Genomic DNA, 11,726 nt, shown 5'->3' with positions numbered 1-11,726 from the left:
TGGCGTGTGATCGAGCCACTGCAGTTAGCCGCCGCGAACCTGGACCTGGGTTGGCCCGACGAACCGCACCTGATCCTCTGGCAGGCGGCGACCATCCTGCGCGAGCACCGCGGCGACGGCCACATGGCCGCCGCCCTGACCGCGGGTTTCGACCCCTGCGAGTTGCTGGTGTCGTTCGCCTCGATAGGCGCCGTCGCCCCCGAGGTCCTCGCGAGCCGGGGCTGGACCGCCGACGAATGGCAGGCCGCCCTGGACCGCCTGACCGCCCGGGGCTGGACGACCTCTGGCGGCACCGCGACGCCCGCCGGCGCGGAGGCCCGAGCCGCCTTGGAAACCCGAACCGACGAACTGGCCGTCGCCCCATGGCTGTCCCTGGGTCCGGCCGCCGCCCGGTTCGCCCAGTTGGCCGGCCCCTTGGCGGCCCGGGTCGCCAACTCCGGCCTGCTACCCCGAACCAGCACCCTGGCACTGAGATAGCCCCGCCCCGTCTCCCACGCCCGCTGCCGGGCCGCCCGTCACCGGCTGTCGCAGCGTGTCCGGATGTCGTAGGAGTGGACGGCCACCGTCAGAGCGACGATCCACACCGTGAACTGGACGAACTCGTAGACCCCGGTCCACGGGTTGAAGATCTCCTCCGGCGCGCCCAGCTGAACGAAGGTGAGCACGAACGCGAACAGCGTGTATCCGCTCAGTGCAGCCACCAGCGCGTATCCCGCAACGATGAGCAACAACCGTGGCACCCGCCGCCCTGCCACCCCCGGAACCCATCCCGGAAACACCAGCCCCCGCGGCTGAATCAGTGCGAACGCCAGAATCACCGGCAGCACGGCGAGCCCGTTCAGCACCCACAGGTAGGCCGCGCCGCCGTTCGCGTACCACCGCGCGAATCGTTCCGGGTCAGCGAACAACGGAATCCCGGCGGCCCACACCAGATGCAACGGCAGGAACCCGCCGGCCGCCAGCGCCGCCACCCACCCGGCCGTGACGGCTCGCCGGGCAGGCAGCCGCTCCCGGGGTTCGGCGATGACATCAAGGGTGTTCCGGAGTTCCCCGTGAATGTGCACAGATGCATTGTCATGAATCCCCGGCCGCGGCGGGACCCTGTCCCCGGAGTGTCAGTGACGCGAATCCGGTGACCGCGGTGGGTCCGGTGCGGGGAACGCGGTGCAGCGGCACCGGGCTGCCGGTGCCGCTGCATGCGCTCGGTCACGGCGGGGACCATGGCCGGGGTCTCCGGCGGGCGTTGGCGGGCCGCCGGAGAGACGGGGCGAGGTGGGGCTGCCTCGGTCCCGGTTGAGGTTCAGCACTGCGTGGCCTTCGGGGGTGGTCACGCGGGTGGTGGCTGGCCTCCGTTCTGGACTCGGGGGACGGCTAGACCTGGGAGCGCTCCCATTAACCGCACTGTAACAAAGATGAACCGGGAGGGGGAAGAGTTACGTGGTGGCCGCGCAGGCCACCGTCGGCGCGACCGGGCTTCCCGAGCCGAGGAACCCGAAACTGGTACTGGCCCCGGCCGCCACACTGCCGTTGTACGACACATTCGTCGCCTGGACCGAGTTCCCGTTGGTGGTGATGGTCGCGTTCCACGCCTGCGCGATCGAAGGCGTGCCGGGGTAGGTGAGGGTGACGATCCAGCTCTTGATCGCCGTACTCCCCGCAGTGATCTTGATTTCGCCCTGATAGCCGCCCGACCACTGTGACGTCACCGCGTGGGTGCCCGCGCAGGAGCCGTTGACCGGCGGAGTGGAGGTGGACGGCGACGCAGACGCAGACGCAGACGCCGAGGGCGACGTGGACGGCGACGACGACGGGGAAGTCGACGTGCTCGGCGACGGTGAGGTGGTGCCGCCGAAGTTCACGTCGCTGCAGAAGTAGTACGACTGGTCCGAGTGGCTGGCCTGCCAGATCGTGTAGACGACGGCCCGCCCGGACCGCCCGCTCGTGCTCACCGGGATGTCCTGCTGCACGCCGTTGGCCAGCTGCTGGGTCCACTGTGCCGCCGGGGTGTTCGGCACCGTGGTGAGAAGTTGCAGGTCCGACCACTTCAGAGCCGTGGTCACCGGGTTGTATCCGGCCTTGCTGACGTACACCCGGATGTAGTCGGCCCCGTGCCGGGCCCCGTCGAACAGCGACACCGTGAACGAGTTGCCGATCGACGTGGCCTTCCAGTCGCCGATGGCGTCCATGGCGTTGTACCGGCCGCTCTCGGTGTGGCCCGCGCTGCACAGCTGCCCGTCGGGGATGACTGTCTCGTGCTGGCCGGCGACACCTTCCCGGTAGAGGCCGTTCCAGTTCCACATGGCGTTCGGGTTGGCCTGCCACGCCTGCCAGCACATCGGGTCCTGGGTGGCCATGGCCGGGTTCTGGAAGTCGGAGCCCCAGCGCTCGAAACAGCCGTAGTTGCGGGAGGCGGGACTGACGACGTTGCCGTGCGCGGCGGCCGGGCCGGACGGCACGAAGACGAGTGCGAAGGTCGCGGCGAGCGCGGCGACCACCGCGGAGATCAGAAACTTGATGCGCATGAACTCAGCACTCCTGAGCGAAGGCCGTCGACATGGACGGCCGGCTGCGGTGGACTGCGCGCAAGCTGCCCGTGCTCGCGCGCACCGCGTGACCCCGAAGGCAGTGCTGTGGCCACAGCTTCACCCATCGATCGAACTAAGTCAATGCGAAATTGGCGTGCCCCGCGGCGGGCGGATGCCTACGGTGAGGGGATGTCCGTTGACACCGCGCACGCCGCCGGCCTCCTGATGCTGCTGTCCCACCCGGTCCGGCTGCGGGCCTTCGCCGAGTTGGCCCGGCACGCGAAGGACGGCTGCACCATCTTCGAGATGTCGATCCACCTGGACCTGCCGAAACCGGAGGTCGCCGAGCTGCTCGGCCGCCTGGTCGGCGCGGGCGTGGCCACCGGCACCGGCAACGGCTACTACCGGGCACGTGACGGCGTGCTGCGCGAGGCGGCCGAGGCCCTGGACCGGGGACAGCCGATCGCACCGCTGCTGGCGGAGTACCCGAAGCTCCGCGCCTACTTCTCGCACGGCCGGCTGAGCAGTCTGCCCCCGACGCTGAGCGAGAAGGCCCGGCAGATGGCCGAGCTGTTCGCCCGGTTCGTGGCCGTCGACGGCGTCCTCACCGAGACCGAGGTCAACACCCGGATCGCGGCGGCCGCCGACGACGTGGCCGCGGTGCGCCGCATGCTGGTCGAGTCCGGCTGGCTGGAACGAGACCGGGCCGGCTCGTCGTACGGCTCCGGCCGCGCCCTGCCGGGAGTCCCGGTGTGATGACGGCCCGGTGTGACGACGGCGCCCACCATTAGCCGCACCGATGGCAGCGATCACCGATGCGACGTTCCCTGACGCCGGTCCGGCCGGAACAGTGATCCCCAGCCACACCCGCTGCGGAAGGGGACCGCGATGCCAGCACGAGGCTCGACATCAACACCAGGCCGGAGGCACAGTACGACCACCGTCCCCGCCCACCGTACGGCGCTGCCGGTATGAAGTTGGCGACCTTTCGGCACGGCGGCCGTGAGCGGACCGGGATCGTTCTCCTGGAGGACCGCCGGGTGCTGCCGTTCGCGGGCGGCCCCGGCATGCGGGCGATCATCGAGAGCGGCGAACTGCCGGACACCACCGATCCGGTGTCGCTGAGCGATGTGCGCCTCGTCGCGCCGCTGCGGCCGGCCTCACTGCGGGACTTCGTCGCGTTCGAGGAGCACGTCGACGGCGTCCGGCGCAGCATCGACGGCTCCGGCGGGGTGCCCGAAGCCTGGTACGACGCACCGACCTTCTACTTCACCAACCCGCACCGCATCCTCGGCCCGGACGACGACGTGGCGTTCCCGGCCCGCTCGGTGGCCCGCGACTTCGAACTCGAGGTAGCGGTGATCGCCGGTCCCGGCGGTTCGGTCTTCGGCTACACGGTCCTCAACGACTGGTCTGCCCGTGACCTGCAGAAACGCGAGATGCAGGTGAACCTGGGCCCAGCCAAGGGCAAGGATTTCGCCAGCAGCCTCGGCCCGTGGATCGTGACCGCCGACGAACTGGACGACCGCAAGGACACCGACGGTTTCCTCGACCTGTGGTGCACCGCCACGGTCAACGGCACCGAGATCGGCCGTGACCTGCTCGGCAACATGGGCTGGACCTTCGAGACCATGATCGATTACGCGGCGCGGGACAGTGTGGTGGTGCCCGGCGACGTACTCGGCTCCGGCACCGTGGGCAACGGCGGCTGCCTGGCCGAACTCTGGGGCCGCAACGGCCGCCCGGACCCACTGCCCCTGCGCGACGGCGACGTGGTGACCCTGACCGTCGAAGGCATCGGCAGCCTCACCAACCGCGTCGTCACCGCACCGCCCACCGGCGATCTCCCACCGGTCCGCCGCCGAGATCAGGCACGGGCCCGCGCGGCGAGGTAGGGGGTGGGGGCGCGTCGGTAGACACGCCCCCACCGGCGGAACTCAGGCAGTGGCGGCCGCCGGTTCCGCAGCTGGGCGGCGCTTGGCCACCCAGCGCTCGAAGATCAGTGTGGTGAGCGGTGGGATCGACGCGGCCAGGCCGAAGAGGGTCCGCCACAGGGACCATCGCTCGGCCCGCGCCACCCACAGAGTCGCGATCAGGTAGGCGATGAACAGGCCCCCGTGCAGCCTCCCGAACAGCCACACCCCGGCCTCGGTGGTCTCCGTGACGTATTTCAGGAACATCCCGACGAGCAGCCCGGTCCACGAGAAGGCCTCGGCGATCGCGGTGATCCTGAAGATCCGGAACGGTTCCAACTCTGACTCCTTCTCCACCTGGTCAGCAAGAAGGTTACGGCCGGGAAGATGAAAGTTTCCTGGCAGCCGGTTGACCCGTTATATCCGGATTTATTGGGTATCCCACTCCTGAACAGATCAATCGAGGGGGAACCGTGCCGGACATCGTGGAAATCATCAAGGAACAGCACCGCCAGGTCGACGACCTGCTGACCCGCGCCGAACAGGACGGTGCCGACCGGGCGGCCATCATGCAGGAGGTGGCCCGGCTGCTGTTACCGCACTCCGAGGCCGAGGAGGCGTTCGTCTATCCACGGATCCGCGACCTGGCCGCCGAAGCGGGCGAGGAGGTCCGGGACGGCACCGCCGAACACCACCAGGTCGAGGAGATGCTCACCGCACTGCTGCGCGGCGACAGCGACGACCCCGGTTACGACGGGACGATCGCGGCGATCGCCGGCGAGCTGCGCCACCACGTGCAGGAAGAGGAAGAAGATCTTCTCCCGGTCCTCGCCGGCCGGCTGGACACGGCCGAGCGCGAGGAGATGGGCCGTCGTTTCGCCGAGGCCACCACCGGCGGGCTGCCGGAACACGCCTCGACCCGCCGCGAACTCTACGATCTGGCCCGGGAACAGGACGTCCCCGGTCGTTCCCGGATGAACAAGCAGGAACTGGCCGAGGCGGTCGGCGAGAGCTGACCGGGGTGCCGCGGGCCCGGGAATGCCGGACAATCGGGGGATGGTTCAAGCAGCGCTGCCGGACAGGATGCGCCCGTGCCGGCGATGCGGGCACCCGACACGGGTGGATCGCATGGTCCAGGGTTACGGGCGCAACTGTGCCGCCGCTCTCGGGCTGATCGGTGGCACCGTCGACACCGGGCATTCCGGGCCCGACCTGCTCGACCTGATCGAGATGGAACCGGAGGACAGCTGTGACGGTTTCGACCGTCCCGCCGACGCCGGAATCGCCATCGCCCGCCGGCGTCGGCCCGGGGCGGCCATCGTGCCTCGCCCCGGGTTCCGCTGACCACCCGAACCCGGCGTCAACCGGCGTTCATAATCAGGCCCACACAGCCGCACGCCACCAGCACCGCCACCGTGGCCAGCAGGATCCACGCCCCGATCACACCCGGATGCCGCTGCGGGGGAACACCGATCGCCCCGCCCAGCAACGACAGCAGCGGAGCCCGGTACTCCAGCTCCACGGTCCGGCCGGACAGCGCGATCACCGTGGTCTCGGCAGCACCGCCACGAGCCGACACCTTCGCCGGGCGGGGTACGTGGACATGCACGTGATGCTCACCGATCGTCACCGACTGCACCACCCGCCCCCAGTGCGCCGGAACCCCCTGCCCGTCGATCTCCAGCACCGGCGTACGGCGGCGCAACAGGAACGCCAGCGGCGCGTACCGCAGCGTCACCGCCACGGCTGAACCGCCGTGACGGTGCGGCGTGTCGATCGGCGGAAGACTGGGGGAGAAGGGCCGGTAAGGCGGCGCGATGGTGGCCATGGCCCGCGCAGAATATGCCGGACCGGGAGCCCGGCGGAAGAGCAGTGGTCCTAAGTGGAACAGGCAGGGCAGCCGGACAGTGCCCGTACGGTTACCATGGGTCCGGCCCGACAGCGCTCCCGGAACCGGAGGACAACCGCCGTGACCAGCGAGGACACCCCGCCCAAGGTGGACACCAAGACCGTGTCACCGGCCCGCCGGTGGAACTACTGGCTCGGCGGCAAAGACCATTTCCAGGTCGACCGTGACTCCGGTGAGATGATCGCCGCCGCCTATCCGGCGGTCCGCACCACCGCCCGTCAGGGCCGGGCCTTCCACAACCGGGCGGTTCGGCACCTGGCCGAGGCCGGCATCCGGCAGTTCATCGACATCGGCACCGGCCTGCCCGCCCCGGACAACACCCACGAGGTGGCCCAGCGGATCGCCGCCGAGTGCAAGGTCGCCTACGTCGACAACGACCCGATGGTCCTCGCCCACGCCCGGGCCCTGATGATCGGCGGCGTCACCACCTACGTCGACGGCGACCTCAACGATCCCGGCGACATCCTCGGCTCGGCCGACCTCAAGGAGACCGTCGACCTGTCCCGCCCGGTCGGCATCCTGCTGATCTCGGTCCTGCACTTCATCCCGGACGACGGCAAGGCCCGTGAGGTGGTCCGCGAGCTGCTCGACGCGGCCGCCCCCGGCAGCTACCTGGTCGCCACCAACTCGACCAAGGACTTCGTCCCACCCGAGGTCGGCGCCCGCTACGACGCGATGCTCGCCTCCGGCGCCGTCGACGCCTGGCCCCGCGACCACGCGGTCTTCAGCGGCTTCTTCGACGGCCTGGACCTGATTGATCCCGGCGTGGTGGCGATGAGCGAGTGGCGCCCCGAGCAGCAGACCCGCCCGGCCCCCGCCGAGGTCTCGATGTACGGGGCGGTCGGCCGCAAGCCGTGACCTTGCACGATCGTCGTAATCTCATGGGGCGAGATCGTGTGGTACCTGCGATTTCTCAGCGTTCCCTCAGCGGTCGTTGCTAGTTTTCCAAGGCACATTGAGTTTGTAGCGGGAGAACAACGTGGTCTTCAAGAAGTTGCTCGGCGCCCTCGGAGTCGGCGGGCTGAGTGTGGACACTGTGCTGTCCAACCCCAGCACCTACCCGGGCGCTCAACTGACCGGCAACGTCAACCTGATCGGCGGCACCCAGGACGCCGACATCGAGCACATCACCCTCGGCCTCGTCACCCGGATGGAGGTGGAGGGCGGCGGCGGTGACTACTCGGCCGTCAGCGACTTCCTCCGGATCCCGGTCACCGGCCCGATGCGCCTGGCCCAGGGCCAGCGTCTCGCCCTGCCGTTCCGCATCGACATGCCCTGGGAGACCCCGATCACCGCGGTGTACGGGCAGAACCTCCGTGGCATGGTGATGGGCGTCCGCACCGAGGTCGCGATCGCCCGGGCCATCGACAAGGGCGACCTGGACCCGGTCCACGTGCACCCGCTGCCCATCCAGCAGCGCATCCTCGACGCGTTCGCGCAGCTCGGTTTCCACTTCAAGTCCGCCGACCTGGAGTACGGGCAGATCTACGGCGTCCACCAGACCCTCCCGTTCTACCAGGAGATCGAGTATTTCCCGCCCCAGCAGTTCTCGTCCGCCGGCATCAACGAGGTCGAGCTGACCTTCGTGACCAGCCCGCACCAGGTCGAGGTCGTGCTCGAATTCGACAAGCGGGGCGGCCTGTTCACCCAGGGCCACGACACCTACGGGCGGTACACGGTGTCGCACGCCGACGCGGACACCACCGACTGGCGTCAGGTCGTCGACGGCTGGGTGCGCCAGGCGGTCGACCGGCGCAAGTCGGCGCCCGGCTTCGGTCACCCGCAGCCGGGTTACAGCCACCCCCAGCAGGGCTACGGCCAGCCGTACGGTCAGCCGGGTTATGGGCACCAGCAGCCCGGTTACGGCCAGCCCGGGCACCACGGCCACTACCGTCGCGGCGGCCACCACGGCTCCGGCATGGGCGGCATGGCTATGGGCGTCGCCGGTGGTCTGGCCGCCGGTTACGTGGCCGGCGAGGTCTTCGACGAGATCGGTGACGCCTTCGAGGGCGACGACGAGTGACGTTCTGAACCACTGATGAGGGGCACGGGCCCCTCATCAGTGGTTATTTCCCCCTCACTCTATGGGAAATGGGTGACGGTGTAACGCGCGCGACCTACGTTGCAGGCAAGGCGAAGCAACCGTAGGGAGCCGTAATGAGCATCGACATCACCCGCATCGGTGGCCGGATCGGAGCGGAGATCTCCGGAGTCGACCTGACCCGGGAGATCACCGAGACCAGCGCCCGCGAGATCCACGACGCCCTGGTCGCCCACAAAGTGCTCGTCTTCCGGGGCCAGCACCTCGACGACGACCAGCACCAGCGGTTCGCCTCGATCTTCGGCACCCTCACGCTCGCCCACCCGACCGTCCCGTCCGTCGACGGCCAGGCCAACGTCCTCGAAGTCGCCGCCGGCCCCGGTGCCCGCGCCAACGCCTGGCACACCGACGTCACCTTCGTGGTCGCCCCGCCGAAAGCCACCACCCTGCGCAGCCTGGTCATCCCGCCCTACGGTGGCGACACCCTCTTCTCCAACACCGCCGCCTACTCCGACCTGCCCGACCACCTGCGCATCCTGGCCGGCCGCCTGTTCGCCGAGCACTCCAACGAGTACGACTACGCGGAGCACCCCCAATTCCTCTCCGCCGAGGTCGAGGCGTACCAGAAGGTCTTCACCTCGACCCGCTACCGCACCGCCCACCCGGTGGTCCGCGTCAACCCGGACTCCGGCGTGCCGAACCTGTTCATCGGCAACTTCGTCGTCGGCCTCATCGGCCTGTCCAAGACCGAAGGCCGCGACCTCCTGCGCCTGCTCCAGCACTACGTGACTCGGCCGGAGAACACGCTGCGCCACAAGTGGCAGGTCGGCGACATCGTCGTCTGGGACAACCGCAGCACCCAGCACTACGCCGCCGACGACTACGGCGACCTGCCCCGCAAACTGCACCGGGTGACCGTCGCCGGCGACGTCCCCTACAGCACCGACGGCACCAAGAGCTGGATCCTGGAAGGCGACGAGGCCACCCACTACACCCCACAGGTGCAGTGACGCCCCTGTCTCCGGCCGGCCCGCGGCGGTCTACCCGCGGCGGGCTAGCCGTAGCTCAGACAGGTAACGCTTGACTATCCGGCCGCCGTGGTCCTCGTCGATCTGCCGTCCGATCGCCGCGAGCAGGGCCGCCCGCCGGCTCGGTGACAGCGAGCGGGTGGGGGAGTAGGTCAGCAGCAGATCCAGGTACTCGCCGGTGGAGTAGGTGGCGTCCCACTCGTACCGATGAAAGATCGGCGCCTGGAAGCGGTCCGACTCCAGGATCTCCGCGTCGTCGACCGGGATCTCCGCAGCCGGGCGCAGCCGCTGATCCGGATCGGTCTTCGGATCCCACCGCTCGTAGTGCTCCTGCACCCGCGCGAAGAACCCGGCCGTACCGCCCGCGATGTGATGCGTCGTCACCGTCGCCAGCAGACCACCGGGGCGCAGCGCGTCCGCGGACTTCTCGATCCGGACCCGCGGGTCGATCCAGTGGAACGCCGTCGCCGCCAGCACCACGTCGAAGGGCTCCACCGGCAGCGGCCACTCCTCGAACGCGCAGACCTCCACCAACACGCGCGGAAACGCCGCCAGATTACGGCGGGCCACCTCAGCCAGCGCCGGGCCCAACTCGACCGCCGTGACCCGGTGACCGCGCTCCGCCAACGGCACCGTGGCCTTACCGGTGCCGGGGCCGATCTCCAGGACACTCGCCGGAGGCGGGGCACCGGCGGCCGCGAGATCTTCGAAGATCTCCGGCGGGTACGTGGGCCGGACCCGGTCGTACCGATCAGCCTCGGTGTCGAAGATCCGGCGCAGCTCTGTCGTCATGCACTCAGGATGTCGTGTCCCGGCATCCGACGGGCGCCTCCGGGCCGGTGCGCTCAGATCCCGGCTGAACTCAGATCTCGGCGGGTTCCGTCTGCCGCCGGGCCTCCGTCACGTCGGCCATCAGCCGGTCCCAATCCTCGTCGGGGCGGAACCGCGCCATCCGGATCTGCTTGGCCGACCGTGCCGACGTGTACTCCCACCAGGCCGCCACCCGCACCGGCCACAACCCGACCCGCACCGCCCCGGCGATGAAACAACGATGCGCCAGCAGCGTGGCAGCCAGTATCTCCGGGTCCAACTCCACCGCGGGATCATCGATCGCCTTGCCCAGCGCGCGTACGTCCCGGTGCATCTCCGAATAGCCGAGCATTCCCGGCATGGCCGGCACCAGCAACTCGTCTTCCGGATCCACCACCGAATCCGCGTAGACCGGGGAGAAGACGACGTCATCCACCGTGATGATCAAAGGGAGGGACTCGCGACCGCGCTTGATATCCACCTGGACGGCCGGCGCACCCGTCGGCACCGCGACCTCATAGGCGTCCAGCACATCCCGGAAGAGCAGCCGGGCGGTGTCACCGATCGCCGGCACGTGCACCGTGACGATGCCCGGGACCGCGGTCACCTCGGTGCCGGGAACCTCGGCGATCAGATCGGCGAGCTCATCAGTGCGCATGCGTCGGTTATATGCCCTGGGCGCACGCCCGCGCAGCCCTGCGACAGGCCTGATTCCGCCGGTCGTCGCGGCAATCCCGCCAGCCGCCTCCGCCGCTTGATCCTTTTCGCCCCCGCCCGCTCCCTTCGCCTTGCCTGTCGCTGGATCCTGCTTTCCCTCTTCTCGCCGCTACCTACTGCCCTCCCCGGCTCCTCTCTGCCCTCCCCGGCTCCGCACTTACGGAATCTGAGGAAATTGGACGATTTATTCGTGTGATCGCCGTCGCGGGACCCCGATTTGGCGTTGCTGGACGGGGCGAGTAATGTTTACCGAGCCGCCAGGGAGACGGGCGAGCGAGCGGGACCTGATCCAGGGCCCGGCGCGGCCGTCCTGGGGGAAACCCATTAAGCTTTGTCAGGCGATCTTCGGGTCGTGTTGGTTTTGGGTGTCTGCTGTTTTTGTGGTGTGGAATTCGGTTGCGAAACACGGATTTGACACGGCGGAAACGGCGGGTAAAGTAGAGCGAGTGCCCCGGGCAACGGGCCGCGAAAGCGGTGCGGAGATGGTGTGCGGTTGTTCTTTGAGAACTCAACAGGGTGCTTGATAAGCCAGTGCCAATTATGGCAATACCCCGGCCTATCTCTTTGATTAGAGTGGGTTTGGGATTCCTTTGGCAACATTTTGTTGCCGAGACGCTTTTCCAAAGATTTTGTTGGAGAGTTTGATCCTGGCTCAGGACGAACGCTGGCGGCGTGCTTAACACATGCAAGTCGAGCGGAAAGGCCCTTCGGGGTACTCGAGCGGCGAACGGGTGAGTAACACGTGAGTAACCTGCCCCAGACTTTGGGATAACCCCCGGAAAC

Annotated in this window: 14 protein-coding genes and 1 rRNA gene (1 of these 15 cut by a window edge); 9 read left to right on the top strand and 6 right to left on the bottom strand. The window is 68.7% G+C overall.

The genetic code is table 11. From position 1 onward, the window contains the following. The first annotated feature begins 6 nt into the window (after positions 1-6). On the top strand, positions 7-477 hold the full coding sequence (locus BLU81_RS19075) for an SCO6745 family protein (RefSeq protein WP_092545918.1): 471 nt from the start codon (positions 7-9) through the stop codon (positions 475-477). Positions 478-515: 38 nt separating this feature from the next. Here the strand turns inward: BLU81_RS19075 and BLU81_RS19070 are convergent, their stop codons facing one another. Together BLU81_RS19070 and BLU81_RS19065 are read right to left on the bottom strand one after the other, a co-directional pair. After that, complete coding sequence (locus tag BLU81_RS19070; protein ID WP_092545917.1) at positions 516-1,064, bottom strand: hypothetical protein; 549 nt, start codon at positions 1,062-1,064, stop codon at positions 516-518. A gap of 369 nt (positions 1,065-1,433) precedes the next feature. After that, positions 1,434-2,522 carry a lytic polysaccharide monooxygenase gene (locus BLU81_RS19065; RefSeq protein ID WP_092545916.1) on the bottom strand — a complete coding sequence of 363 codons (1,089 nt, stop codon included), beginning with the start codon at positions 2,520-2,522 and terminating at the stop codon, positions 1,434-1,436. 192 nt (positions 2,523-2,714) lie between these two features. Here BLU81_RS19065 and BLU81_RS19060 point away from each other — a divergent pair, with 192 nt between their 5' ends. Together BLU81_RS19060 and BLU81_RS19055 are read left to right on the top strand one after the other, a co-directional pair. Further along, positions 2,715-3,281 (top strand): DUF2087 domain-containing protein, encoded by a 567-nt coding sequence (locus BLU81_RS19060; RefSeq protein ID WP_092545915.1) that lies wholly within the window; start codon positions 2,715-2,717, stop codon positions 3,279-3,281. A 215-nt stretch (positions 3,282-3,496) separates the two neighbouring features. Continuing rightward, positions 3,497-4,420 (top strand): fumarylacetoacetate hydrolase family protein, encoded by a 924-nt coding sequence (locus BLU81_RS19055; protein WP_092545914.1) that lies wholly within the window; start codon positions 3,497-3,499, stop codon positions 4,418-4,420. Positions 4,421-4,462: 42 nt separating this feature from the next. On the opposite strand, the gene BLU81_RS19050 is transcribed toward BLU81_RS19055, so the two are convergent. Further along, positions 4,463-4,795: a DUF3817 domain-containing protein gene (locus BLU81_RS19050; RefSeq protein ID WP_231954644.1), complete on the bottom strand. Its 333-nt coding sequence runs from the start codon at positions 4,793-4,795 to the stop codon at positions 4,463-4,465. Positions 4,796-4,911: 116 nt separating this feature from the next. Here BLU81_RS19050 and BLU81_RS19045 point away from each other — a divergent pair, with 116 nt between their 5' ends. Together BLU81_RS19045 and BLU81_RS19040 are read left to right on the top strand one after the other, a co-directional pair. After that, positions 4,912-5,454 carry a hemerythrin domain-containing protein gene (locus tag BLU81_RS19045; protein ID WP_092545913.1) on the top strand — a complete coding sequence of 181 codons (543 nt, stop codon included), beginning with the start codon at positions 4,912-4,914 and terminating at the stop codon, positions 5,452-5,454. 112 nt (positions 5,455-5,566) lie between these two features. Continuing rightward, on the top strand, positions 5,567-5,782 hold the full coding sequence (locus BLU81_RS19040; protein ID WP_231954791.1) for a hypothetical protein: 216 nt from the start codon (positions 5,567-5,569) through the stop codon (positions 5,780-5,782). 16 nt (positions 5,783-5,798) lie between these two features. Here the strand turns inward: BLU81_RS19040 and BLU81_RS19035 are convergent, their stop codons facing one another. Then, complete coding sequence (locus tag BLU81_RS19035) at positions 5,799-6,266, bottom strand: hypothetical protein (protein ID WP_092545912.1); 468 nt, start codon at positions 6,264-6,266, stop codon at positions 5,799-5,801. 141 nt (positions 6,267-6,407) lie between these two features. On the opposite strand from BLU81_RS19035, the gene BLU81_RS19030 reads away from it, so the two are divergent. From BLU81_RS19030 to BLU81_RS19020, 3 genes are all read left to right on the top strand, one after another. Next, the gene (locus tag BLU81_RS19030) at positions 6,408-7,205 is read left to right on the top strand and encodes an SAM-dependent methyltransferase (RefSeq protein WP_231954643.1); all 798 of its coding nucleotides are present in this window, start codon (positions 6,408-6,410) and stop codon (positions 7,203-7,205) included. A 121-nt stretch (positions 7,206-7,326) separates the two neighbouring features. Further along, positions 7,327-8,370 (top strand): sporulation protein, encoded by a 1,044-nt coding sequence (locus BLU81_RS19025; protein WP_092545910.1) that lies wholly within the window; start codon positions 7,327-7,329, stop codon positions 8,368-8,370. Positions 8,371-8,504: 134 nt separating this feature from the next. Then, the gene (locus BLU81_RS19020; RefSeq protein ID WP_092545909.1) at positions 8,505-9,398 is read left to right on the top strand and encodes a TauD/TfdA dioxygenase family protein; all 894 of its coding nucleotides are present in this window, start codon (positions 8,505-8,507) and stop codon (positions 9,396-9,398) included. 30 nt (positions 9,399-9,428) lie between these two features. On the opposite strand, the gene BLU81_RS19015 is transcribed toward BLU81_RS19020, so the two are convergent. Continuing rightward, positions 9,429-10,208, bottom strand: coding sequence for a class I SAM-dependent methyltransferase (locus BLU81_RS19015; protein WP_092545908.1), 780 nt, complete (start codon positions 10,206-10,208; stop codon positions 9,429-9,431). Positions 10,209-10,278: 70 nt separating this feature from the next. Then, positions 10,279-10,884, bottom strand: a complete 606-nt coding sequence (locus BLU81_RS19010; RefSeq protein WP_092545907.1) for a hypothetical protein — start codon at positions 10,882-10,884, stop codon at positions 10,279-10,281. A gap of 688 nt (positions 10,885-11,572) precedes the next feature. Between BLU81_RS19010 and BLU81_RS19005 the strand changes: the two genes are divergently transcribed. Further along, positions 11,573-11,726, top strand: a 16S ribosomal RNA gene (locus BLU81_RS19005); it runs 1,363 nt beyond the window's last position.

Origin of the sequence: Actinoplanes derwentensis, from assembly GCF_900104725.1 — a bacterium.
Classification (GTDB): Bacteria; Actinomycetota; Actinomycetes; order Mycobacteriales; family Micromonosporaceae; genus Actinoplanes; species Actinoplanes derwentensis.
This window is presented reverse-complemented; position numbering and strand designations above follow the sequence as displayed.